Origin of the sequence: Anaerolinea thermophila UNI-1 (assembly GCF_000199675.1) — a bacterium.
In the GTDB taxonomy this organism is placed as follows: domain Bacteria; phylum Chloroflexota; class Anaerolineae; order Anaerolineales; family Anaerolineaceae; genus Anaerolinea; species Anaerolinea thermophila.
Window position 1 is genome coordinate 968,081 of record NC_014960.1, and the last position, 25,544, is coordinate 993,624.

Sequence of the window (25,544 nt, forward strand, 5' to 3'; positions counted from 1 at the left end):
TTTCTGCTTTTTATTCTGATCTTAAGGCTTCTACAGGTGTCAATCCGGCAGCGCGGTTTGCCGGATACAATCCAAAGAAAATCCCGATGGCTGAAGAGGTGATGGTCGCCAGCAGGATGGCATCTACGTTAAGGGCAAAGCGAATGGGACTGCCGCTTTGCGTGGAGATAAGTTGAATGACTGCGCCAATCATCCATCCGGTGAGGATGCCCAGCATGCCTCCTACCAGACTGAGCAGGACAGACTCGGTCAGGAATTGCATGAGAATATCGCGCCGGCGCGCTCCAACCGCTTTGCGCAAGCCGATTTCTCGGGTGCGCTCGCTCACCGAGACCAGCATGATGTTCATGATGCCAATGCCCCCAACGAGCAGAGAAATGGCGGCGATGCCTCCAAGGAACACGGTCAGGATGCTGGTAATCTGGTTGAGCGCGTCCAGTACATCTTTCTGCACAAAGACGGTCACATCGCTCAATCCTACCGGAATATTGTGACGGATGCGCAACGTTTCGGTGATGCGTTCGCTCACGGCTTTGATTTGGGAAGCCGAGCGTACCTGTACGGTGATCAAATCCACTTCTCCGCGCACCCGTTCCGGGGCGAGGCGCAGTTTTGCCGTGGTAATGGGAATGAGCACAGCATTATCGGTTTGGGTAAAACTGAGCCCTCCTGAACCTCGTGAGCGCAGGACGCCAATCACACGGTAGGGTTGTCCATCAATGCGGATGGTCTCACCCACAATTCCCGCCTCGCGCTCAAACAAGGTCTTTGCCGCCCGCGCCCCCAGTACGGCTACTGCCGACTGTCCCAGCACCTGCTCTTCGTGAATGAAATCCCCTTCGTTGAGGTGCAGATTCTGCACGTCTTTGTAATTAGCAGTTACGCCCAAAATGCTGGTTGCGGTGTTGACGGTGCCAAAGGAAACACTGGCATTCAGGTTAATTTCAGCGGCAACGGCTTGCACTTCCGGAAAATGCGCCGCATCCATCAGGGCTTCGGCATCACTCAGAGTGAGCGGTTGAGGGTTGCGCACCTCGCGGTCGGGCATGGCAAACAGGGTAATCAGGGTTGACCCCACTCCTGCCAGTTGGTCATTTACCGAGGCTTCCACGCCGCGTCCCAGCGAAATCATGGCAATAACCGCCGCTACCCCGATAATAATTCCCAGCATGGTCAACCCGGAGCGCAGTTTGTTGGCTGAAAGGCTTTCCAATGCCTCTTTAACGGCTTGCAGGATGTTCATGGTTTTCCTCCACAATCAAACCATCTCGCAGGAAAATAGTGCGCTGAGCGTAAGCCGCAATCCGTGGATCGTGCGTCACCAGCAAGAGAGTGGTGCCTCGCTGGCGATTGAGTTCCAGCAAGAGGTGCATGATTTCCTCCCCGGTCTTGCTGTCCAGCGCGCCGGTGGGTTCATCGGCAAGAATGATGGCGGGGTCGTTGACCAGCGCCCGCGCAATAGCAACGCGTTGTTGTTGCCCTCCTGAAAGTTCGGTAGGTTTGTGACGCACGCGATCTGCCAGCCCAACCGCCTCCAGTGCCGCATATGCGCGCTGTTTCCGGTCGTGATTGGCTCCCCCATATCGCAGGGGTAATTCGACGTTGGCAAGCGCCGTGGCGCGGGGGAGTAAATTGAACTGCTGAAAGACAAATCCTACCTTACGGTTACGAATATGTGCCAGGGCGTCATCCCGCAGTTTGGACACCACTTTGCCGTCCAGAATGTACTCTCCGGATGTGGGACGGTCGAGACATCCCAGAAGGTTCATCAGGGTAGATTTCCCCGACCCCGAGGGTCCCATAATCGCAACCACTTCCCCACGGGCAATTTTCAGGGAAACGCCGTTCAGTGCCGGTACCTGGACTTTCCCCATCTGGTAGATTTTGGTCAGGTTGGTGGCTTCGATGACCCAATCCTGTGCGTTCATCTTTCCTCCACTAGCGAATCACCACGCCATTCCCCCCTTGCTCCTGCAATTGCATGAGCAAATCGGGGTTCAGGATGACTTCATCTCCCTCTTTTACATCCCCTTTAAGGATTTGGCTGTGCGTTGCCGAAGAGACTCCCAGGGTAATGGGCACGGCTTCGGGTAAACCGGTGTTCTTCTTGACGAAAACTACCCGCTGACCGTTCAGCACCCGTACCGCACGGTTGGGTACCAGCAAAACCTGATCCAGTTTCCTGGTTTCAATTTGCACCATTGCTGTCATGCCGGATTTGATGTTTTCATCGGCGTCGGTAATTTCAATCGTCACCGGGTAGGTAACCGCACCCTGTTGATTGTTCCCGCTCAGTCCAATTTGTACAACTCTCCCGTGATAGGTTTTCTCCGGCAAGGCGTCAAAGGTCAGAGTAGCCTCCTGTTCCAGGTGGATGTCGTTAATTTCAATTTCTGAAATGTTGACCTCTACATACAGATGAGAGCGGTCTTCCATCTGGAAAGCCAGCGTTCCCGCTGTGACCACGTCCCCGGGTTGGATGCGCCGGTTGGTAATGATGCCAGCAAAAGGTGCTTTGAGTACAATCTGATCCAGGGTTTGCTGGGCGGCGCGCAGGCGCGCCTGAGCGGCGGTCAGTTCCAGGGTCGAAACGCCTTTGGAAAGTTCTTCCACTTTCTTTTTTGCCTGATCCAGACGCGATTTTGCCAGTGCCAGTTCTGCCTGGATTTTCTGGGCTTCTGTGTTGCTGGGTTTGCCGGTAACATACAGATAATTGAAATACGCCGAGTCACGAGCCTGCTGGGCTTTTGCCAGCATCTTCAGCGCTTCGGCACGTTCCGGGTCATTGGCATCACGCCCTTTGAACAGGTCAAAGTATTTCTGCGCCATCTCAAGGTTCTTTTCTGCCAGTGCCAGGTCTGCTTTAGCCGTGTCAATGGTGGCTTGGGAGACATTGCGCCGCTCCGGGTTAAAGTTGCGGTAGCGTTTTTCCACCTTTTCATACTCTTCCTGTGCCTGCGCCAGTTCCATTTGAGCCTGTGCCAGTTCGGGCTGAGTATCTTGCAGGTCTTTGAGATATTCTTCGGCTTGCAGGTAATCGTTCCATGCCAGCAGGACGTTTTGTGGCAGGCTGTCTTCCGCCAGACGAGCAAGTTCCTGTCCATCCTGCACGGTGTCCCCAATCTCTCCGTGAACTTCCTGCACCTTCCCGCTGATTTGCCAGGTCAGATCGGCACTGCGGACAGGACGCACCGCACCGCTGGTGGTAATCACCGCGCTGATTGAACCGGTTTCCAGTTTGGCAGTTTCATAATTGGATGTTTCTGTGTTGGAACTGCAGGCAACCAGCAATCCCATCAATACAACAGAAAATAAGTAGAAAACCCATCGTTTCATTTTTGCATCCTCCAGAATGTGCTACTCAGGATAATAACCACAATACCTGAAGAATGCACGAGTCTGCAGACCGGTTTGGACACCTTCTTGAGATGGGTTTGGAGTAGTGACTTAACGCAAGGGATTCAGCCAGTACTCGTTTTCATCCCCTTCTGCCGCCCAGCCGGTGTATCCGCCGCGTTCGGTGCGCACTTTCCACCATACCCAGCCTTCCGCGCACATGGGACCTTCCAGAACGGTCACGGTTTCGCCGGGTTGAATCCAGCCCACCCGTTCGCTCTCTTTGCCGGGTTCTTTGTGCAGGCGTTGAGGCAGGTCAGGTTCTTTGAAAGTGTATGCCCGCATGCCCACTTGCAGGCGAGAGTAAGGGGCATCTTCACAGGGTTTGGTGGCACGCTGGATGGGGGTTGCGGTTACAACCGGCGTGGGGGGGACTTTCTCGCCGATTTCGATGCGCGCCTGTACCTCGCCGGTGAAGGAGTCCAGACGGTATACCGCGCCATCGGCAGGGGCATGCACCCAGATTGCACCCGCACCGGCAGTGATGGAACGCAAAGGCACTCGCAGAGAAGTGCGCGAGCGTTCTGCACCGGTGGAAGGATCGAGTTGTAACACATCTCCCCAGGGCGTGGCAAACCATAGCGAGCCATAAGCAAGGCGTAAATCGGCATACCCGATGGGCTTTTGCTGGCGCAAAGAAAAGACACTGTACAGCCTTCCATCCGGGTTCATGCGGTAGAGGCGGGCAAAGGCTTGCGAAAACAACCACAGGCTTTTATCGTCCGCATGAAAGGCATCTTCCATCAGCCAATCGTGGGTACCATGCAGGGTGATTTCTTCCCGTTGCAGGCTTTGCGGATCGATGCGGTACAGTGGGGTATCCACCGTGTTGCGCGTCAGCGCCCACACATAACCCAATCCGGTGGTTAGGCGGGAAACACTTCCCACTTCTGCATACCCGTTGACCTGATTGATGCGCGGGTCAATGCGGATAACACCGCCATTGGGGATGTATTCCTCGTAAGGACGCAAAACGTTAGAGAGGGGACGCTCTTCAATGCCTACCCAAACCCCACCCTCGCCGCTTGCCAGTGCCATGGTTTTTCCTTGAGGAATGGGAATGACGGCTTCCATTTGATACGTGGTGAGGTTGAAGCGCAAGACGCGGTCGGCGGAGCGGTCCAGCGCCCATACTGCACCTTCTCCAATGGCAATTTCTTCTGGATGGAAGCCGGTGGGGATAATCACAGCAATGCTGTTGCTGGAGGGGTCAATCACCAGCAGGTTGCCGTTGATGGGGTTTGCCGTCCATACCCATTCAGCCGGGGATGGAGTAGGAGAAGGGGTGAACGCTGGGGACACGCTTGTTTCCATTGTGGGGGAGGGTACGGGTAGGGTGTTTGTGCTCTCTACGGGCATAGCCGGGGTGACCAGCATGGCAGAGAGCGGGTTGGCTTGGGTACAGGCGCTCAACCCGATGATCAACACGATGAAGATGAGCATCCTTAACTGGACTGTGCGCCCTTTTTCATGGAAACATCCGATGGATTTACCTGATGGGGAAGGTTTTACCCTTTTCAGAAAAAGTTGAGCATCAAAAGGCATGAAGACACCCTGAATGTTTTTTGCCCTTGAGGATCGTTTCAAGGGTTTATTTTACCCGCATTCCTGGAGGGAAAATAAAAATGCGGAGTACTGTCTCCCTGGACAGTACTCCGCTTTAGGGGAGGGGAGGTGGCTAATGGAATGGCGGTAACATATCGCCATGGGCTTCGATCAGATCATCCACCAGACTCCAGATTTGATCCAGATCCAGTTCGGCGGCGGTGTGCGGATCGAGCATGGCGGCATGGTAAATGTGTTCGCGCTTGCCGGTCAACGCGGCTTCTACGGTCAGGGCTTGCACATTGATGTTGGTCTGCATCAGCGCGGCGAGTTGCGGTGGTAACATGCCAATCTTGGTGGGCTGGATGCCGTTCTTGTCCACCAGACAGGGCACTTCCACGGTGCATCCCTGCGGCAGGTTGTCAATCAGCCCGCGGTTCTCCACGTTACCGTAAATCACCCGCGGGATGCCTGTTTCCAGTGAGTGGATGATGTAAGAGCCGTATTCGTGGGACTTTTCAATTTGATCAAATTTGGATGCTATCTCGGTTATCCAGTTGATGTCCCAATCGGTAGCACCCGCTGCGCGCAGTTTTTCCTGAATCAAGGGGACGTTGATGGGCAGGTTGGGGTTTTCCACCACGTCTTTGGTGGCTTCCCATCCGGCTATCTGTACCTCGCAACGGCGGATGTACTCATCCAGCGGAATGTTGAACTTCTCAATGAGGTCTGGACGGTCGCGCTTGATGAACCAGGGCACGTATTCGCTGAAGTGTTCGCTGGATTCGGTGACAAAGTACCCCAGGCGTTTGAGCATTTCGTAACGCACGCGGTTCCAATCGGGCACGCGCCCTTCTTTGTATACCTGATGAATGCGCGGGTACAGGTCTTCCACGCCTTGCGGGGTCTTGCGCTCAAATTTCAGGTAAAACGCCATGTGATTGATGCCTGCGCACAGGTAGTTGATTTCCTCAATGGGCACGCCGATGTCCTGGGCAATCTGCATGGCGGTTCCCTGCACCGAATGGCACAAACCCACGTTGCGAATCTTGCTGGCGCGGTTGAGCGCCCACATGTTCATTGCCATGGGGTTGACGTAGTTAAGCAAGAGAGCCTGCGGGCACAGTTCTTCCATATCCTTTGCCAGATCTAGCAGGACGGGAATGGTGCGCAGGGCACGCATGATACCGCCAATGCCCAGCGTATCGGCGATGGTCTGGCGCAAGCCGTACTTTTTGGGAATCTCGAAGTCAATCACCGTGCTGGGGCGGTAACCGCCAATCTGGAACATGGTGATGACGTAATCTGCCCCAGCCACGGCTTTGCGCCGGTCGGTGGTGGCTTCGATGGTAGGATGCGCTCCCAGCGTTCGGGCAATGCGCTCTGCCACCAGTCGGGTGGTATTCAGGCGGGTTTCGTCAATGTCCATCAATGAGATGGTGGAGTCAGCCAGTTCCGGAAAACTGAGGATATCTCCCAGCAGATTCTTAGCAAAGACTGTGCTTCCGGCTCCGATAAAAGCAATTTTGGGCATACAAGTCTCCTTTCTCCTGAATGAATTCAATTATTGGATTTGAAATTGTGGCAGCCACTGCCTCTCGGCTTCGAGCATCTCCCTGACCATGGCATGAATTTGCGGCAGGGTGCATACTGCCGCGGTGAGCGGGTCGAGCATGACTGCATGATACACTGCATCCACTTCGCCAGAAAGAGCGGCTTCCACAATCAGTTCCTGGGCGTTGATGTTGGTGCGGTTTAACGCCGCCAGTTGTGGCGGCAGGTCGCCAACGCTCACCGGCTGGATGCCGCTGGCATCTACCAGGCAGGGGACTTCCACGGTGCATCCGTGCGGCAGGTTGGGGATCAGCCCAAAGTTGGGCACATTGCCGTTAATTTTCACGGGGTGATTGGTCTCGATGGCTTCGATGATGTACGAGCCGTATTCGTGACTGCGCTGGTTGCTCAACGTACGCACACCTTCGAGCAACTCCTGAAATTCCTGCTGGAAGGTTTGGGCAGTGCGCTGGCAGTGGCGCAGGTATCCGCCCGTGCGCCCGAAGTCGAACCAGAAATCCTGCGGGCTCTTGAAGCGCGGCACCAGATCCTGTTCGATCATCTCTGCCGATTTGCGGAAATACGGGACGTATTCGCTGGCATGTCCGCTGGATTCGGTGACAAAGTAGCCAAAGTACTTCATCAATTCACAACGCACCGGCTCGGTCTCGTAGATTTCCGGTTTTTCGATGGCTTCCCATAGGGCAGGGTACAGGTCTTCCTTGCCACGGCGGAACTCCAGGAAGAAGGCTTGATGGTTAATTCCCGCGCACAGGAAGTTGACTTCTTCGTACGGCACGTTGACCCATCGCGCCAGCATCTCGCTGGTGCCCTGCACTGAGTGACATAAACCAACGAAAGGACGTCCGGAACCGGCGCTCACCGCCCAGCAGTTTGCCGCCATGGGGTTGACGTAGTTGAGAAGCAGGGCATCCGGCGCGTAGTCGTCCATCTCATCGCAAATGTCCAGCAGGACGGGAATGGTACGTAACGCCCGGAAGACACCGCCGGGTCCCAGGGTATCGCCCACACACTGCCCTACGCCGTACTTCAGAGGAATTTCGATATCCAGACGGTACGCTTCCAGCCCGCCTTGCTGAAATGTGGTGATCACGTAATCTGCTCCGGTGATGGCTTCGCGGCGATTCAGAGTTGCCTGTACACGGGCTTTCAACTTCCGTTGCTCAATCAGGGCTTCGACCAGTTTATACGCGGCGTTCAAGCGCTCCGCGTTGATGTCCATCAGGACGATTTCGCTTTCCTGAAGCGCCGGGGTGAGCAAAATATCATTGCACAGATTGCGGGTGAAGACAGTGCTTCCTGCGCCGATGAGAACAATTTTTGCCATGCAACATTCCTTTCTTTACTTGTGTTCGATGTTAGAAGGGCAATTTCTCTGCCCAGCGACCTATGAGTGGCAGTGGTGCGATCAGCCCTCGGGTAGCATTGACCATGCCCATCACCCATGCCACTACTGCGAAGATCCATGCGGCAATCACCAGCGCAAACAGCGAAGCACTGAGCACAGGTCCTATGATGGGAATCCATGCCAGCAGAAAGCCCAGTACAACCCAACCCAAAAACACCCCGGCAGAGAAGAACACCAATCCCAGCGCTTGCAGCGCGTGGTAACGGGCATAGTCATCGCGACGCTCGAAAATCAGCACGTAAAGGCTTCCCAGAAAGAGGATAAGGTAACTGAGAAAGGCGGTGATGCGTGATCTGTCCATGTCAATCTCCTCCAATGCCTCGCAGACTCAGTTCTCCGGCAAAGTGACATGAGGCAAAATGCCCGGGCTCTACCTCGCGCAGGGCGGGTTCTTGCTGACTGCAAATGTCTTTGGCATAACGGCAACGAGGATGAAACACACACCCTTTGGGAGGATTGGCAGGGCTGGGAACATCTCCCTGCAAAGGAATACGTTGCATCTTAATATCGGGATCGGCGGGGGGAATGGCGGACACCAGCGCTTCGGTGTAGGGGTGGAGCGGGTGATACAGCACGTTCTCTGTTTCTGAGAGTTCGACAATTTTTCCCACGTACATTACCGCAATGCGGTCGGAGATGTGTTCAACCACTGATAAATCGTGCGCTACAAAGATTAGCGTCAAGCCCAAATCTTCCTTAAGGTTCTGAAGCAGGTTCAATACCTGCGCCTGGATGGATACATCCAGCGCCGAGACCGGTTCATCGGCGACAATCAAGCGCGGGCTGAGCGAGAGCGTGCGGGCAATGCCAATGCGCTGTCGCTGTCCGCCGGAAAACTCGTGGGGATAGCGATCCATGTAGGCAGGGTCGAGACCGACGGCGGTCATCAAATAGGCTACCCGGTCTTCCAATTCACGTCCCCGGGCAATATTATGGATGATGAGCGGTTCACCGATGATTTCCTTGACCGTCCGCCGCGGATTGAGCGAACTGAAAGGGTCCTGGAATATCATGCGCATTTCGCGGCGCAAGGGCATCATTTGCTTCTGGGTAAATTTGGAAATTTCCACCCGTTCGCCGTCTTTCTTACGGAACCAGATTTCGCCGTCGGTTGGGTCGTACAGTCGCAAGATGGTGCGCCCCGCAGTGGTCTTACCACATCCGCTTTCTCCAACCAGTCCAAGTACCTCGTTTTCCCGCACGCTGAAACTGATGCCATCCACGGCTTTGACATAGCCTTTAATGGTTTGGAAGAACCCGCCGCGGATGGGAAAGTGCATTTTCAGGTTCTTGACTTCCAATATGGGTTCGGTCTGCAGGTTGTTTGCCATATCGTTGCCTCTACAGGATGGTATAGGGGTCGGCGGCGTCGCGCAATCCATCGCCGAGGAAGTTCCACCCCAGCACTGCCATGAAGATAAAGAATACAGGGGAGATAATCCAGATGTTGAAGCCCAGCGTCTGGATAGTTTGCGCTTCGCGCATCATCACCCCCCACGAAACCAGCGGCTCCTGAATGCCAATACCCAGGAAACTCAGGAAACTCTCCGCCAGAATGATAGTGGGGATGGTCAGGGTCAGCACGACAATGGTATGACTGATAGTGTTGGGGTAAAGGTGATGAAAGATGATCCGCCAGTCGGATGCGCCCATTTCGCGGGCGGCGAGGACAAAGTCGGTTTCACGCAGTGCCAGTACTTTGCCGCGTACCTCGCGCGCCAGCAGAGTCCACGAGAGAAGCGCAAAGATTGAAGACATCACCACAAAAACGGCAAATTGATCCCATGTATCAGGGATAATGGCAGCCAGTGCCATCCACAGCGGCAATTGGGGGAAGGACTGCACAAACTCCACAAAGCGCTGCATGTACGTATCCACCGCCCCACCGAAATACCCGGAGATGACCCCCAGCACCGACCCCACTGCCACACTGATGATGGTGCCAAACAGCGACATGGAGAGGGAAATCCGCCCGGCAAGGCAGGAACGCGAGAAGATGTCCCGTCCAAATTTATCCGAACCCAGCAGGAAAATCATGCCTTCAGGGTCCTTCAAACCGTACAGGTGGATGTTCATGGGAATCAGTCCCAGCAGTTTATAATCCCATCCCTTCACAAAAAAGTAAATTGGGTAGGCTTTGGAAGTGTCTTCTACCCAGCGGGGGAACATGTTCTCGTCCAGTACCTGCTTCCACCCGTAAATGAACGGGCGTAGATGGAATTTCCCTTCTGCGTCAATAAAGTGAACTTTGTGCGGGGGGATGTACCCGTTGCGCATGTTGAGTTTGACCGGGTCGTAAGGCGCAAAGAAGTCAGAAAAGATTGCCAGCACGATGAGCATGATGACCATCAAGCCGCCCAGAATGGCGATCTTACTCTTGCGGAAGCGCCTCCACACCAGCGTGCCATAGGATTCGTGCTCTCTGGCGCGCAGGATCACGGCTGAAGCGGATTTGGGATTTTTGTTTGCCATGCGAAACCTCCGCAATCTTCTAACTCAGACGGATGCGCGGGTCAACCAGCGCCAGCACCACATCGGCAATCAGGTTGCCAAGGACCAGCAAGACGCTGTAAATGAGCAGGAAACCGCCCGAGACATAGATATCCTGATTGACCAGCGAACTGTAAAACATGGGTGCCAGCGAGGGCATGTTCAGTACAATGGCGGCTTCCAGTTCACCCTGGAGCATGTACGGCAACACTGTGCCCTGATACATGATAATCGGGTGCAGGGCGTTGGGTACAGCATGCTTGTTGATGACCACATCTTCCCTCAGCCCTTTGGCACGTGCTGTGGTGACGTATTGCATGTTGAGCACATCCAGCAGGTTGCCACGCATGACTCGCATATTGCGGGCAATGCCGCCAAACCCGGCAATGGCGATGACGGGCCAGGAATACTTTAAGATATCCACAAACTTTGCCCAGGAAAGCGGGGCAAAGGAATATTCCGGGGAAACAAAGCGGTTGACGTAGGGGGATTTTAATTCAATGACCAGAAAATACACCGCGATAATTGCCAGAAAGAACCGCGGTGCGGCTGTACCGATAAAGGCAAACACCGTCGCGGCGTAATCGCCAATGCTGTACTTGTGCGTCGCAGAGTAAATCCCGATGACAATGCCGAAAATAGTAGAAATGAGGTGCGCAGAAAGCGCCAGAAAGAGGGTGCGCGGCAGGCGTTCGGCAATCAATTGTCCAACATCCTGCTTATAGGCAAAAGAATAACCGAACTTTCCTTCAGTGACGATGCCTTTAATCCAGTTGAAATACTGCTCATAGACGGGGCGGTCCAACCCGTAAATTTTTCGGTATTCGTTTGCCGCCTTTTCCGCTTCTACAGGCGACATGTTCGCCTGATTGATGAGGAAATTTTGGTAGGTAGTGGCAAAGTCTCCTGGCGGCAGTTGGATGATAGCAAAAGAGACAATGCTGATTCCCAGCAACAGGGGAATGGAAAGCAACAGGCGGCGCAAGATATAACTGATCATACCGGCTCCAGTCCAGAGGATAATGGGGGGAGGGGGTGTCCCTCCCCCCAGAGACTACAGGTTACTGGCTAAAATTGGGGTAGGGGAAGTCCACTCCGGGCAGTTTGCCAGGATAGATTTCCTTCTGACCCAGCACCCAGCGGTCGGCTTCATCCAGCCAGATTTGCTCAGGCAGGAAGTTGTTGAAGTCCCACTGGTACAGGAACGGCGGTGTGCCGATGGGAACGTTCTTGAAGTACTTGTTCAGCATCAACCCGTAGCGTCCAACGACCAGACCGATGGTGTACACGTTTTCGGTGTGCAGTTTGTTGTACTCGAACATCAGATCCTTCATCTTCTGCGGATCGCGTTCCAGACAGAAGGCGTTGGCAATTTCCACCATCTTTTTCTCGTAATCGGCGTATTCTTCTGGCTGACTGCCTTCGCGGTGCCACGAGAATTCCTTGATGGTGGGGGCGATTTCCTTACAGCGTACATTCGGTGTGGCAAATGCCTGACCCGGGCGGGCGATGCGCATCTCCCACTCGCCGTTGGTATTGGCTTCAGTCATGGCAGTGTTGGTCAGGATGCGGAAGTTGACCTTAATGCCAATGTCCTGGAAGAGCAAGGTGAGCGCCTGTCCGAGCGTTGCACCGGCAGAGATATCTTCCCATGTGGTCATGCTGATTTCGACGTTCTTACCTGCCATGGGACCTTCGGTCCAGTTGAGGATACCGTCATTGTCGGTATCTTTCAGACCGATTTCAGCCAGCAGGGCGCGGCTGGTATCCGGTGAGAACGGATAGTACACCACCGACTCTTTGTTGAAGAAGTCCGAGCCGGGGAACAAGCCGCCGGGCCAGGGGCGGAAGAAGGGCCCATTGGTCAGCGAGCGCGCCAGACCGTCACGATCCACCGCCTGAGTGAGTGCGCGGCGGAAGCGCACGTCGCGCAGAAGTTCGCGCACAGCCGCATCGCGTTCATCCTTCACACCCGTGTATTTTGCCTGGTTGAGTTCCAGCCAGAAGCCCAGGGTTTCAGGACCCCATTCCACGCGGAAGGGCGCATTGGGGTCGCTGGCTTGTTTGACCGTCTCGTCAAAAGTTTCGGGGTTTTCTACGTTGGAATGGTCCGCCGTGCCGGCAATAGTGTTGAGGGTGCGGGTAACGCCCGTCTTGGAGTAAGTCCACTGAACTTCATCCAGGTAGGGCAACTGGCAGCCGTTCTCGTCCACCTTCCAGTAGTACGGATTGCGGCGCATGACCATGAATTCGTCGGTCTTGTATTCCACCGGCACCCAGGGTCCCATGGTCACAATGGGCAGTTTGTTGGGGGGCAGGGAGTCACGGTAGGACTGATAATCCTTGCCGCCGTATTTCGGGTGTAACGGTTTGAGAATGTGCGCCGGACCTGGCGAGAAGACCAGGTTGGTCATGTTGTACAGCATCGAGAGCGGGTAAGGCACCGGGAAAGTCCACTTGACGGTGTACTTGTCCAGCGCTTCCAGTTTGATGGGCTTGCCTTCGATGGTCCAGAAGGACGCCTGCGTCCACGAGTTCACGTTGGGGTCAAGGATGTTGTCTTCCCACAGGAACATGATGTCTTCAGTGGTGAACTCCACGCCATCCGACCACTTGGCGCCTTCCACAAAGTGCATGATCAGTTCGGTACCATCCGCCGACCACTCCCACGATTTTGCCAGTTGTGGGATGGGCTCAACGTTCTTGGTCAGGAACATGGGACCGGTCATCAGCGGCTCTTCCTGAACGATGGCTTCAATGCCGAACCATCCTTGGCTCACGCCAGCCGCCCAGTTCCAGCCTTCGGTGGGTGCCGCCCACACGCCGCGCCACACGCCACCGTATTTCCCCAACCCATCGGACATGAATCCGGCTTTGTACACAAAGGGTTCTTTGGGCAGGCGCTCTTCCACCGGCGGCAGTTTCCCGGCTTGCACCAGTTTGGTTACCCATTCGGGCTCGCAGTATTTATCCAGTTTCTTGAATTCAACGATCTCGTTGATCTCAAATTTCTTGGGCTCGCGCATGCCCGCCATCAGGGGCGCATCCGGGTAAGGAATGGGACCGGCGAGGACGAATTTCTCTACCTCCACCGTCTTGACGACTTCCTTTTCTTTCTCGACAACGACCGTCTCCACCACTTTCTCAGGGGTGGGGGTTGCCTGTGGTGCACAGGAAATCAACATACCTGCAATCACCAGCAGGGAAATGAGGGTTAAGATGGTCTTTTTCATATCCTTACTCTCTCCTTCGGAACGAAAGAACTGAACAGGTGAAATATTTTTCAAAGAAAGAACGTTTTTTTCTGCGGCTTCATCACCTCCTCGAAAGTGTGTTTCTCCGGTTGTTACTCATAAAGCCAGCACGAAACCCAGTGACCGCTTTCTTTTTCCTGCAACTCAGGGGCAACCTCGCGACATTTGGACATCACTTTGGGGCATCGGCTGGCGAATGGACACCCCGGGGGAATGTTCATGGGGCTGGGAACGATGCCCTCGATGGGGACGAGAATCTTTTTCCCTTTCCTACCCAGCACCGGGACAGAATTGAGCAACCCTACTGTGTAAGGGTGCAGACTGCGGTGGAAGATATCGTGGGTCTTGCCATACTCCACGACCTTGCCCAAATACATGACGGCAACGAAGTGCGCCATTTGAGAGACCACGCCCAGGTTGTGGGTAATCATGATGATGGAAGAGTCAATGTCCTCTTGCAGTTGGCGCATCAAGTCGAGAATTTGCGCCTGCACGGTGACGTCCAGGGCGGTGGTTGGCTCGTCGGCAATCAGAATGGAAGGGTTACAGGACAGGGCCATGGCAATCATCACCCGCTGGCGCATTCCTCCTGATAACTGGTGAGGATATTCCTTCAGGCGCTGTTTGGGCATGGCAATTTGCACTTTCACCAGCATTTCCAGCGCACGTTCCAGGGCTTCCTTTTTGCTTACCTTTTGGTGCAGTTGCACCGTCTCGGCGATTTGGTCGCCAATGGTATACAGCGGATTCAGGGAGGTCATCGGTTCCTGAAACACCATGGCGATCTCGCCGCCACGAATGGCGCGCATGGTTTGGGAGTGCCGATCTATTTTGACCAGATCAAGCACCTGCCCAAACGTGCGCGAGCGGAGCAGGATTTCTCCCGAAACTATTTTCCCCGGCGGTTCTTGAATCAGGCGCATGATGGACATGGCGGTAATACTCTTGCCGCAACCGCTTTCGCCCACCAATCCCAGCGTAGTCTTTCGCTGAAGTGTCAGGTTGACGCCGTCTACTGCCCGGACAGTACCTTTTTCTAGGAAAAAGTATGTTCGCAGGTCCTTAATTTCCAGCAAGGGCAGAGAGTCAGTGGAGGTAGTCACGTTCATGCGCTCAGTTCCTTAGATTTGGAAGAGGATGGATGAAGGAGTTGGTTAAGCGTTTTTGCCAGTTGATTGGGCAGGACGGGCTTGACCAGAAATACTCCTGCTTCAGGAGGAATTTCTCCGCGGTGTTCATCCTGTGTACTGCAGAAAATAATCGGGATATGCCGTGGAATGCAAAAGTCTGCCAGACTCTGGAGAAATTCCCAACCTCCACCGTTCTCCATGGCTGGTTCAAAGACCACTGCCGCAAGCGGTTCTCGTGCAAGCAGGGGAATTGCCTCGGGGGTGGAAGAACAGGGAAACACCACAAACTCATCCGAAAGTTCCCTCGTGTACAACTCAAGTGTTGGATGATCATCATCCAGAATGAGAATGGCAGGCTTCATGCGCACGCCTCCGGGACAAAACCGTCAGTGCCCGTCTCTGAGATGCCTGGTTGAGTCAGGGGATCATGAGAAAGCCAGTTTCAGTATAGAAAAATAAGTGGAACCGGGATTGGATTTTAAGAAGATGGTTTAGGAAAATTCACCGTTCGCGCGAATATTTGTTGGGAAGCAGTTTTCCGATAATTTTGTGGAGAGTCGCCGATTAACTTATTAAATACCCGCGTGAAATATCCTGGGTCGCTGAAGCCCACCTGTAAGGCAATGGCTTTGATACTCAGCGAGGTTTCACGAAGCAGGCGGCAGGCAATGCGAATGCGCAGGCGGGTAAGATATTCCCATGGCGTGAGGTGCATCTCTTCGCGGAACAGTGAAGTGAAGTAATTCTCGCTCAGGTTGACCGACTGGGCAATGTCTTTACGGCTGATCGGGTGCATGTAATTCTGATGCAAATATGCCAGCGCCTGCCGGATGAGCGGGCTGGTATTTTCCCCATTTTGAGGTTGCATCAGGGTTTCCTGAAGCACTTCTTTGAGTTCGTTTTCGGTAAGAATTTCCTTGCTCTGGAAGGTGACATAAGGATAATTGAGGCGTTGCAGGTCAGCATAGGTCAGCAACTTCCCACTCACCACGATGACCGGAATGGTACGGGTATGCGGCTGACGGCGCAGTCGTTCCAGCACTTCAAAACCACTCATTCCGGGCATCAGCAAATCCAGCAGAATCAGGGCGGGGGTTTTTGTCTCCAGAGCCTGCAGGGCTTCTTCGCCACTGGAGGCTTCCAGAATGAGGGTTTGTGGAAAATACGTTTCGATGAGTTGGCGGTAGGTCATTCGAGCATGCGGGTCGTCGTCCACAATCAGGAAGGGACGTTCGGGGCATTCCTGGGGGACAAGAGTGGAAATCCACTCCAGCAACGTATCTGAACGGGTAGGTTTGGTCAATACCTGAACCAATCCCGCTTCAGTAGTTGCGGGGTTGAAAAGCAGGAACGGAAGATCGCTGAAATCTACCTGGGTGTATAACCACTGATACAGCATCCAATCTTCGGCGGTCGCGCATGCCAGATCCCATGCCAGCGCTACCGGGTGATAATGGGCATACAGGCTTTCCAAATCTTTGGGGGAGCGCATGAACGCCGGAATGAGATTTTGCCGGGTGCAGATTTCCTGGATGGTGGGAGAAATTTCCCCTCTGGCGCTCAGAATGAACATGGCTCGCGGAAGGTGATTCTGTTTCTCGGGGTGATGGCTGAACTTGCCGGTCAGCCCAGGCAGAGGCAGGTAAATGTAAAAGGTACTCCCTTTGCCGGGTTGGCTTTCCAGTGTGAGCGTGCCACCATGCAGGGCAATCAGGTGGCGGGTAATGCTCAAACCCAACCCAATGCCGCTGGGACGGCGCTTTCCCATACTGGCACTGAAAGGTTCGAACAGTCGTTCCTGCTGTTCCAGTGAGATACCTTCACCGGTATCGGCAACGGAAAGACGCAAAAACGGCGGCTCAACGTGGGCGCTTAAGACAATCTCTCCCTCGTGGGTAAATTTGCGGGCATTGCTCAGCAGGTTCAGTAAAATTTGTTTGAGCCGGGCAGAATCTGCCTGGATGATGGGCAGACGTTCCGGTATTTCCACCCGCCAGCGGATGAAGGGGTTTTGCTCTTCAGAACGGGCAAAAGTTTCGAAGGCTTCCAGGATGATGGGACGCGGATCCATCCACTCAAAGTACATGTTCAAAGCACCAATTTCTGCCCGGGAAAGGTCGAGCAAATCGTTGATCATGCGTAAAAGATGCTCGCCGCTTTGAGAGATGATTTGCAGGTCCCGTTCAAGTTCCGTGTCATGATGTCCACTGCGCTTGTGGCGGTTGAGCGCAGACTGCGCATAGCCCAGAATGACATTCAACGGTGTGCGCATTTCGTGCCCCACATTTGCCAGCAGGCGCGTTTTCAACTGATTGGCACGTTCGGCGGTATTTTGCGCATTGCGGGCTTCCTGGTACAATCGGGCATTTTGAATGGCGATCCCCAGCATATCCGCCAGAAGTTGTAACCCCTGTTGTTGCTGAAGCAGGGAGGGGGTGGGTTGATCGCGGCGTAAATCCAGCACGCCGATGACTTCCTGGGCAATGTGAATGGGCAGAAGCACTCGCGAGCGAATCCAAGGGTAATTGGGGTCAGGTTGATACCGCTGACTGAAGGCAATATCCGGAATCAGTATGGCTTCATTCCGCTTTAACACCTCATCAAGCAGTCCACTGTGCTCGACTGATATTTGCGCCTGATTACCAATAAGCGGTTGCAGGGTTTGGGTATCCTGATGAAGCAAATAAACCTGGACGTCGTTGAAGCCGTAGGATTCTCGAATCAGTTCAGCAATGGTACTCGCCAGTTGTTCCTGGTCGAGAATAGCACCAATCTTCTGAATAATGCGCGCGCTGGTTTCAAGATGGTGAAAGCGGAAGACTTCATTTTCCCGGTTAAAACCCACCAGACGGTTCGGCAAACCGGCGATGGCAATCAGTTTACGGGTTGCCGTGGCAGCAACATTTTCGGCAGTGATCAGCCGAATGGTGTGGTAAATATGCGGTGGAAAGGGTAAGCCACTGGCAGCATCGCGGGCAACAAACAAAGCGCGAGCCCCAAAATCTTCCGCGCAGGTTTCCACTGTTGCCGTCATTGTGCCATTGGCAATGGCTTCCAGTGCCAGCGGGTCACCATTCAGTCCCACCAGCAGGGTGTGTGGGGAAAGGACACCCATCTCATGCCCGACATCCCGCGCCGCCAGCGCCACCCAGTCCGAAGCGCCAAAGATGGCATCTACAGGTCCCCTAAGGTGTCGAAAAGCCTCTCGCAGTGCTTCGCAGGCAGGGGCATAACTCCAGTAGGCGCCGACCACTTCCATGTGAATATCCGGGAAGGACTTCATGGCGATGCTGAAGCCTTCCAGACGACTTTCACCGCGGTCTTCTTCGAGAGGGTCTTCCAGAAAAGCCCCTACGAATACCACCCGTCCTTTACCGTTTAATTGTTTGGCAATGAATTCTCCGGCGAGATTGGCTGCCTCGCGCAGTCCAATGGGGGTCACCAGCAAAGGGTGACGCAGGGTGGTTTCTCCCAACTGGATGACGGGTAACCCGGCTTTCAACAGGGTTTCGGTAGTGGCGCGGGGAAGAATGGTGGAGATAAGAGCATCCAACCGGTGGGCGAGAATTTCTTCGGCTACGGCATAGGGATCGTAAGACCGGGCAACCTGAAAGGTCTCAGCGAAGTTAAACACCTTCAGTTCAGCGCCTACTTTTTCGTTGGCGCGCTGAATGGCTTCATAGGTTTGAATCCAGAACGGATCTCCCGGATAAATCAAAATGCCAATAACAGGGGAATGCATATTTAAGTCCTGAAATCAATATGGGACGTATTTACTCCTGGTCAGTTTGATTATAGCATTCTTGAATTTAAGGTTAAGAGAAACGGTTTATAATCTTTTATCATGTCACTTGAAGAACGGGTGTTGCACAACGCGCAAGAACGATGTCGCATTTCTCCGGAGTCCCCTCTGGTGCTTGGAGTTTCTGGGGGTGCGGATAGTTTGTGCCTGCTGGATGTGCTTCATCGTGCCGGTTTCAACCTGATTGTGGCGCACTTCAATCATCGCCTGCGCCCCGAAGCAGAGAGTGAGGCGGATTGGGTGTGTGCGCAAGCCCAACAGCGAGGACTGCGCGTGGAATTGGGGCAGGGGGAGGTCCTGGCTATGGCGAAAGAACAGGGAATGTCCATTGAGGAAGCCGCCCGAGAGGCACGCTACAGTTTCCTTTTCTCCGTGGCTCATCAGGTTCAGGCGCAGGCGGTGGCGGTGGCGCACACGGCGAGCGACCAGGTGGAAACTGTCCTCATGCATCTGATTCGCGGCACCGGGCACAAAGGGTTGACGGGGATGCCATATCGGGGGTTCTTGAATCAGTTTTCTACCACCACCCCCCTGGTGCGCCCGATGCTTTCCATCTGGCGCGAAGAAGTACTGGCTTACTGCCATGAGCGGGGGTTGACCTGGCTGGAAGACCCTTCCAATCGGGATGTGCGTTTTACCCGCAACCGCTTGCGCAATGAAGTTCTCCCGTTACTTAAGCAAGTTAATCCGCGGGTGGAAGAAGCTATCTGGCGGTTATCCACACTTCTGGCAGAAGAGGATGATGTTTTCGAAAATGCTTTTCAGCAAGCCTGGAATCAATGTGTTCTTGAGCAGTCTTCGAAACAGATTGTGCTTTCGCGGGAGCGGGTGCAGTCCCTTTCACCGGCATTGCAACGGGAGGTGTTGCGCTGGTCTTTGTCATTGCTTCGCCCTGCGCTTCGTGATCTGGATTTCGATACGGTGAATCGGGCAATGCAGTTTGTCCAGCAACCTACGCAATCGCGCCATATTCACCTTGTGGCAGGTTTGGGGTTGAGGTTGGAGGGAGAACATCTCATTGTGGATGATGAAACCTTTATTCAGAGCCTGCCTTCAGATTTCCCTCAAATGCCGCCACAGGCGCAGTATGTCCTTCCGGTGCCCGGTAGCCTAGTACTACCCAATGGTTGGAGTATAGAGGTGCAGAGGGTGGACGTTCTACCCGACTCATGGGACGAGGTCAGCCGGTGGGAAGCCTTTATAAGTGGCGATGCTCTGGGAGAGGCTTTGGAAGTGCGTCCATTTCGGCCCGGAGAGCGCTTTCAGCCGCTGGGAATGGGGGGAAAGTCGCGGAAGGTTTCTGATTTCTGGGTAGATGTGGGGCTTCCCCGGCGGTTACGTAGCGGCTGGCCTCTGGTATTTGCGCAGGATGAGGTGGTGTGGATTCCCGGCTTTCGGCTGGATCACCGCTGGAGAGTCACTCCCGAAACGAGGAGCGTGTATCGCTTGCAGATCAGGCGGGAGGCAGGTTAACTTTCCTGTTCCGCCAGTTGGCGCAGTTTCATGGAAATTTCGCGCCACTGAATTTTGGAAACGCCCAGTTTTTGGCGGATTTGATCCCCTTCCATGCCGTTTTTCCAATCCATCAAGGCGCTGGTCCAGCGGCACATGTCGAAGGAGAGGTGTTTGGCAAGTCCCGCCGCTTCGCTCAAGTCTTCCAGAATATATTCCAACCGTCGCGGCGACCAGGGGAAAATTTGATCGGCAGGCTGATACTGGGCGAGGTATTCCTGATAAGCCTCAATCCATTCCTCTGAAAGGGGCAGGTTGCGCTCTTTGTATCGGTTTGATGGGCTGGCATAGCGCACATAGAGCACCGGGCCTTCTTTCCCCTCCGGGTCAATATGATTGCGGGTAATCGCGAGACACTCACTCTTCTTGATGGCTGTTTCCAGTAAGAGTTTCACCAGCGTATAGGGGCGGGCATCGGGCTTGGAGCGCGAGCGCCAGTTACGCGCTACCTCCAGCACTGCTTCAACCTCTTCGGGGGTTAGCACTTCAGGTAAGGGGCTGATGACCGACTGCTGAATGACGCGCAGGGCGGGGTCATTGAGCAGGACGCCACTGCGTTGAAGCCAGCGGAAAAAGGCTTTGATGGAGGTGATGCGCCTTGCCAAACTCTTCGGACTGCAGGGAATGCCGCGCCCTTTTTCCAGCCACTGCAGAAAATGATTCAAGTCCTGTGTGGTAATAGAACCCAGCGTGCGATCGGGTGGCAGAAAAGATGCCAGCAAATTGAGATCCCCCATGAAGGCTTTGATGGTATGAGGTGACCTCCCCTGATCTTTCAGGTAAATTTCCCACGTCAGAATGGCTGGCATCAATGGTGTGTGCACCGTCAGGTGGGCAACCGGGGAAGATGGGGTTTCCGGTGTCATGGGGACTCCTTAACCTTTGCGTATAGGTGAGATTAGTCTACCCCGTGGATGTTTTTTTGTCAAATTTTCCAGAGGATGAATTTTTAGCGATACACTGCTTCGTACACGATGGCTCGAATGGCGTACAAATTTGGCCATAAGACCCATGCCCCTTCCGGTGTAATGTAGGGAGCGGCTTCTGCCGGAGAGAGCGCATACCGTTGAATCCGCTCAGGGTTCTGGATCACTTCCTGGGCTACAGGGGCTAGTGTAATCAACGTGTCCAGGGTGAGATTGGTTTCCACCGAGTTGGCATATGCGGCATAAATTTCAGGTGCTCGACTGATGCCGTCCAAACTCATCAATTTTTGGAAGATGCCGTACAGCACTTCCTGCGCGCGGCGTAAACGGTCGAAATCGCTGGAGGAATATCGGGAGCGGACGTACCACAGGGCAGTTTTGCCATCCATTGGGACGGTGGCAGGGGCTTCGATGGTGCAGTAGCCACGCCCATCCGCCCAGGGTAAATCACACTTATCTGAAAGCGACTTGCGTACCTTGACGTTGATCCCGCCCATGCTGTCGATGATGCTGACAAAGGCTTGCATATTGGTCATCACGTAGTAAGTCGGACGAACACCAAAGTTGTATTCAAAGGTATATGCCAGGGTGTTAAATCCACCTGCGGCAAAGGCAGTATTGATGCGATTGGTCATCCAGCCGGGAATGTCCACATACAAATCACGAGGGAAAGACACCATGCGAATCGTGTTGTCGTTGCGGTGAACGGAGACCAGCACAATGACATCGGTGCGAAACCCTCCACCCGGGCGGGCATCCGAACCGAGGATAAGGATATTCACCACATCGCCGGAGACGGCTCCCCCGGCTGGAATGCCAAACGGAGATTGGGGCATTTGCACATCCGGGGCTTCAATGCCCAGGGTTGGGGTAGGTTCAGGCGTGGGAGTAGCGGTAGGGATGGGAGTTGGGGTGATGGGCAAGGGTTGGAAGGGGGTGGGGGTAGCAGTAGCATCCAGCGCCGGGGTGACAAATTGGTATGATTTACCCGGAGCAATGGGGGTGGAAGAGGCAATTTCCACTGCCTGCATGGGTAAACTGCATGCCTGGGTGATAAAAATGAGGGTCAGAATAAATACCAGTACTTTTTTCACAGGGATTCTCGTCTAGGGTGTAGGTGAGGGGGTATCACTGGGAAGGGGAGTATCCGAAGGCGCCGGCGTGGAGGTAAAGGTAGGAGTAGGCGGCTCAGGGGTGAAGGTTGAGGTGGGTGGAACTGGTGTAAGGGATGGCGGAAGAGCGGTCGGGGTACGGGTTGGCGAGGGAGGTAGTGTCGTAGCACTGGGGGGTACCGGTGTCTTAGTCTGCGTGTGCGTGGGGGTAAAGGTGGGGGTAATGGGCAGGAAAGGTACATACAGCGGCATCCCTGCCTGAATGGCGCTGGGATTGCTCAGACAGTTTGCCAGTTGCAAATCTGCCACACTGACGCTCAGGATACGGCTCAGACGGTAAAGGGTATCCCCGGGTTTAACAATATAAATCACCCACCCCGGAGGGGGACCGCACACTTTGACGGTGGGTTGAGGTTGCGTGGCGGTGGGGCGTTCCGGTTCGGTGGTAAGGGTAGCGGTGGGGGTGGGTAATGGGGGGACGAAGATGACTGTCCCCGGGGTTAACTGTGAGGTAAACAGGCAATTGGCTTTGCTTAAATCTTCTATGGAGATTTGAAAACGGGCGGCTAAATCCACCAGTGTATCGCCACCTTGAATCTCATAAGGCACCCAACCCTGCGGTGGGGGGCATTGTGTGGGTGGAAGCGGAGTGGCTGTTGGGTACGGGGTTGGGCTGGGTTGACCCGGCGGCAGTGTGCTGGGGAGAGATGTTTCGGTGACCGTGGGCAGAATCTGAACCTTACCTCCCTCTGCCAGGGAAAGCGAAAGTGCTCCCAGCGCAAGAATGGTAGAGAGCAATCCCGTAAGCAGTCCCGAAAACAGTTGCCTGACGCCGCTCATTCTTCCGGTGTCTCCTTTGCTCCAACCGCACGCAGTGGAAGCAAAATACTGAACGTGGTGCTTCCCTGTTCCATGTTGCTCTCTACCCAAATACGTCCACCGTGGGCTTCTACCAGTGTCTTGGCAATTGAAAGCCCTATACCACTATCGGCGACTCCGGGCAGAACAGCATCTTTCCGGTGGGAAAACACTTTCGGTAAGTCTTTGGAGGGAATCCCTCCGCCATGATCGGTGATCTGCAGTACGGCAAAATGACTGCTATCCTCTTGCTGGAGGATGGCTTTGAGGCGAATCTCATATCGGGGCGGGGTAACCTGAATAGCGTTTTTCAGTAATTCGATGAGGATTTGATGCAGAGCATCCCGGTCAGCATAAACGGGAGGCAGGTGTTCGGGTAATTCCATGGAGATTTGAATCTCTTTTTCGCTCAGTAACGAGCCCATATCTCCCAGTACATCGTCCAGTACCTGGTCCAGTTCCACCGTTTGCTGAACCAGTTCCAGAGGTCCGCGATTCAACAAAGTTAACTGAATAAGATCGTCCAGCAAGGCACGCATTTGTTCGGTGGCGTTGCGCACTTTTTCGAGGAATTTCCGCTGCAAGCCCCCCAGAATGCCGACCGTTTCGGCGAGCAGTAAGTCCGTGTAGCCCATCACTGCCGACATCGGGCGACGCAGTTCCTGAATCAGTACCGCAATGGCTTCGGTGTCATCCTGGGTAGCGCTGGTGGAAAGGTTCAGCCGCCGTTCCAGTTCTAAAACACGCTGATTGGACCTGGCTAACTGATTTTGCAGGTGGGCTACTTCTTCCAGGGTGAGGCGCAGTTCTTTTTCCAACTGCGCGGCGTCCCCGGAAACCGCCGGCGATGCCTGAGCCGTGCGTAAAGCCTCATTCAAGCGGCGGTTTTCCGTCCGCAGGTCTTCCAGAATTTTTTCCATCTCTTGCTGATGTTTCAACAGGGTTTCAATTTGTGCTGTTGCTGCGGGGCTTTCCGCAGGTGTAGATTCGCGGAGCGTTTGCACTTCTGCCAGTAACTTCTGGTGGGATTGGCGCAATTGTTCCAGTTCCTGTTGCAAGAGAGTGTTCTGCTGGCGCAGTCGCAGGGCTTCATCCTCGCCGCGCGGAGTTCTGTCCCGTTCCAGAAGCAGGCGCACAATTTCATCGGTTTCTGTTGCCAGATAGGTGGTATCTTCCACCGTCCATACTCGACCAGAGTAGGGTGTTAGCAACAGGAGAGCGCCCCAGGGCTGATGATTGTGTTCCAGGGGGATGAGCAGGAAATTTCCCGCCCGTTCCAATCCCAGTGCCTGAGCCAGTGCATCCAGTTCGGGTAATTCAAGTTCGTTGAAGTTCACCCGCAAACTTTTCCCTTTGGTGAGCGAGGCGGTAATGGCGGGGATTTTGCCACGCTCAATATAGACAGGTGGAATGGGTTCATCTTTGACCATATCATACCCACCTGTGAGTGGCACGGGGGCAAATTCATTCTCGGGAATACGGGCAATGTAACACAGGTCTGCCAGCATGGTCTGCGCTACCGCTCGGGCAATGCCACTGTATAGTTTTTCTTTGTCTTGTATGAGGCTTAAGTCCAGCCAGGAATGGATGATACGAATGTCCAGTGCATGGGATTGAACGGGGTGGGTGTAGTCTTCCGGCATTGGCTCTGCCGGTTCCCACTCAGTCACCTGGCTTGGGGGTTGAATGTACATCAGCAGACTGGGGAGCAGGGGCAGACCGGCGAGAAACCCCAGTCGCAAATATCCCGAGAAGTATTCTCCGGTAGGGGGCAAATACAGGTGGGCAAGCGCCCCCAAACCCATCAGCGCAAACATGGCTACTCCTGCCCCCCAGTTATCCTTGCGTTGGAAAAATAGTCCATTAGTAATTGCTACCAGCAGGATCAGAATGACCAGGGTAATACTCCAATCCTGCCATGACCCATTGAAGGGTACACCGCTGCCTTCCTGTTGCCATGTCGTGTAGAACAACAGGAAAAGAAATATTGCTACCAGATTGAGCACTCCGGCAAGAATATCTCCCACACGGGAAGGGGTTGGATAGAGCCAGAGCCACCCCAGCCATACCACACTCCAGAACAGAACGACTCGATCCAGCACCGGCAGAAGAAGGGTGGAAGAAATCACCCCTTGCCAGGCCAGACCGCTGGCAATGAACAACCCCAACTGTCCAACCAAAAGCAGGTTCAACCCCAGGAGTAACCGACCGCTACCTTCGGGAGAGTGGCTGCGATGGGCTATCAGGGCAACTTGCAGGGTGGCAAATACCACAAATGCCAGCACCAGATGGTAGATCAGATTGCCCGGAGGGGCAATCAACAAACCAAGGAGCGATTGAAAGAGTGTGTTCATGGCGGTTTGGCTTTTAAGAAATTATAGCATCGTTCACGGGGTTCCTTATTTGTGGACTGAAAATGGACACAATCCAGGAACAACACGTGCAAGGGATGTGCCAGATTTCAGTAAAAAATTCTTCTTGACATTTGTTGAAGGGGAGATACAATACTTATTAACAATTAATTACTTTCTTAACT

Annotated in this window: 19 protein-coding genes; 1 reads left to right on the forward strand and 18 read right to left on the reverse strand. The window is 54.2% G+C overall.

Features of this window, described 5'->3' with window-relative positions; genetic code table 11:
- Nucleotides 1-10: 10 nt before the first annotated feature.
- The 14 genes from ANT_RS04390 to ANT_RS04455 form a co-directional block, all read right to left on the reverse strand.
- Nucleotides 11-1,243, reverse strand: a complete 1,233-nt coding sequence (locus ANT_RS04390) for an ABC transporter permease (protein WP_013559303.1) — start codon at nt 1,241-1,243, stop codon at nt 11-13.
- A complete protein-coding gene (locus tag ANT_RS04395; RefSeq protein ID WP_013559304.1) occupies nt 1,221-1,928 on the reverse strand; it encodes an ABC transporter ATP-binding protein in 708 nt (235 codons plus the stop codon). Before ANT_RS04395 ends, ANT_RS04390 begins: the two co-directional genes overlap by 23 nt.
- Before the next feature lie 10 nt (nt 1,929-1,938).
- Complete coding sequence (locus tag ANT_RS04400) at nt 1,939-3,336, reverse strand: efflux RND transporter periplasmic adaptor subunit (RefSeq protein WP_013559305.1); 1,398 nt, start codon at nt 3,334-3,336, stop codon at nt 1,939-1,941.
- Between the two features lie 111 nt (nt 3,337-3,447).
- Nucleotides 3,448-4,941, reverse strand: a complete 1,494-nt coding sequence (locus tag ANT_RS04405) for an SH3 domain-containing protein (RefSeq protein ID WP_013559306.1) — start codon at nt 4,939-4,941, stop codon at nt 3,448-3,450.
- Between the two features lie 133 nt (nt 4,942-5,074).
- A complete protein-coding gene (locus ANT_RS04410; protein WP_013559307.1) occupies nt 5,075-6,475 on the reverse strand; it encodes an alpha-glucosidase/alpha-galactosidase in 1,401 nt (466 codons plus the stop codon).
- Between the two features lie 30 nt (nt 6,476-6,505).
- Nucleotides 6,506-7,843, reverse strand: a complete 1,338-nt coding sequence (locus ANT_RS04415; RefSeq protein WP_013559308.1) for an alpha-glucosidase/alpha-galactosidase — start codon at nt 7,841-7,843, stop codon at nt 6,506-6,508.
- 31 nt (nt 7,844-7,874) lie between these two features.
- Nucleotides 7,875-8,225 carry a DUF4870 domain-containing protein gene (locus ANT_RS04420; RefSeq protein ID WP_013559309.1) on the reverse strand — a complete coding sequence of 117 codons (351 nt, stop codon included), beginning with the start codon at nt 8,223-8,225 and terminating at the stop codon, nt 7,875-7,877.
- Between the two features lies 1 nt (nt 8,226).
- The gene (locus tag ANT_RS04425) at nt 8,227-9,255 is read right to left on the reverse strand and encodes an ABC transporter ATP-binding protein (RefSeq protein ID WP_013559310.1); all 1,029 of its coding nucleotides are present in this window, start codon (nt 9,253-9,255) and stop codon (nt 8,227-8,229) included.
- Nucleotides 9,256-9,265: 10 nt separating this feature from the next.
- A complete protein-coding gene (locus ANT_RS04430; protein ID WP_013559311.1) occupies nt 9,266-10,396 on the reverse strand; it encodes an ABC transporter permease in 1,131 nt (376 codons plus the stop codon).
- Between the two features lie 19 nt (nt 10,397-10,415).
- Nucleotides 10,416-11,414 carry an ABC transporter permease gene (locus tag ANT_RS04435; RefSeq protein WP_013559312.1) on the reverse strand — a complete coding sequence of 333 codons (999 nt, stop codon included), beginning with the start codon at nt 11,412-11,414 and terminating at the stop codon, nt 10,416-10,418.
- A gap of 61 nt (nt 11,415-11,475) precedes the next feature.
- The gene (locus ANT_RS04440) at nt 11,476-13,647 is read right to left on the reverse strand and encodes an ABC transporter substrate-binding protein (RefSeq protein ID WP_013559313.1); all 2,172 of its coding nucleotides are present in this window, start codon (nt 13,645-13,647) and stop codon (nt 11,476-11,478) included.
- A 113-nt stretch (nt 13,648-13,760) separates the two neighbouring features.
- Nucleotides 13,761-14,777, reverse strand: coding sequence for an ABC transporter ATP-binding protein (locus tag ANT_RS04445; RefSeq protein WP_013559314.1), 1,017 nt, complete (start codon nt 14,775-14,777; stop codon nt 13,761-13,763).
- A complete protein-coding gene (locus ANT_RS04450) occupies nt 14,774-15,160 on the reverse strand; it encodes a response regulator (RefSeq protein WP_013559315.1) in 387 nt (128 codons plus the stop codon). Before ANT_RS04450 ends, ANT_RS04445 begins: the two co-directional genes overlap by 4 nt.
- Before the next feature lie 116 nt (nt 15,161-15,276).
- Nucleotides 15,277-18,540, reverse strand: coding sequence for an ATP-binding protein (locus ANT_RS04455; protein WP_013559316.1), 3,264 nt, complete (start codon nt 18,538-18,540; stop codon nt 15,277-15,279).
- A 102-nt stretch (nt 18,541-18,642) separates the two neighbouring features.
- Here ANT_RS04455 and tilS point away from each other — a divergent pair, with 102 nt between their 5' ends.
- A complete protein-coding gene (tilS, locus tag ANT_RS04460; protein WP_013559317.1) occupies nt 18,643-20,073 on the forward strand; it encodes a tRNA lysidine(34) synthetase TilS in 1,431 nt (476 codons plus the stop codon).
- Here the strand turns inward: tilS and ANT_RS04465 are convergent.
- The 4 genes from ANT_RS04465 to ANT_RS04480 form a co-directional block, all read right to left on the reverse strand.
- A complete protein-coding gene (locus ANT_RS04465) occupies nt 20,070-20,978 on the reverse strand; it encodes a tyrosine-type recombinase/integrase (RefSeq protein WP_013559318.1) in 909 nt (302 codons plus the stop codon). The genes tilS and ANT_RS04465 overlap by 4 nt on opposite strands.
- An 83-nt stretch (nt 20,979-21,061) precedes the next feature.
- Complete coding sequence (locus ANT_RS04470) at nt 21,062-22,132, reverse strand: LCP family protein (protein WP_013559319.1); 1,071 nt, start codon at nt 22,130-22,132, stop codon at nt 21,062-21,064.
- A gap of 12 nt (nt 22,133-22,144) precedes the next feature.
- Nucleotides 22,145-22,990 carry a LysM peptidoglycan-binding domain-containing protein gene (locus tag ANT_RS04475; RefSeq protein ID WP_013559320.1) on the reverse strand — a complete coding sequence of 282 codons (846 nt, stop codon included), beginning with the start codon at nt 22,988-22,990 and terminating at the stop codon, nt 22,145-22,147.
- On the reverse strand, nt 22,987-25,362 hold the full coding sequence (locus ANT_RS04480; protein ID WP_013559321.1) for an ATP-binding protein: 2,376 nt from the start codon (nt 25,360-25,362) through the stop codon (nt 22,987-22,989). The genes ANT_RS04475 and ANT_RS04480 overlap by 4 nt, the downstream gene beginning before the upstream one ends.
- Nucleotides 25,363-25,544 lie beyond the last annotated feature (182 nt).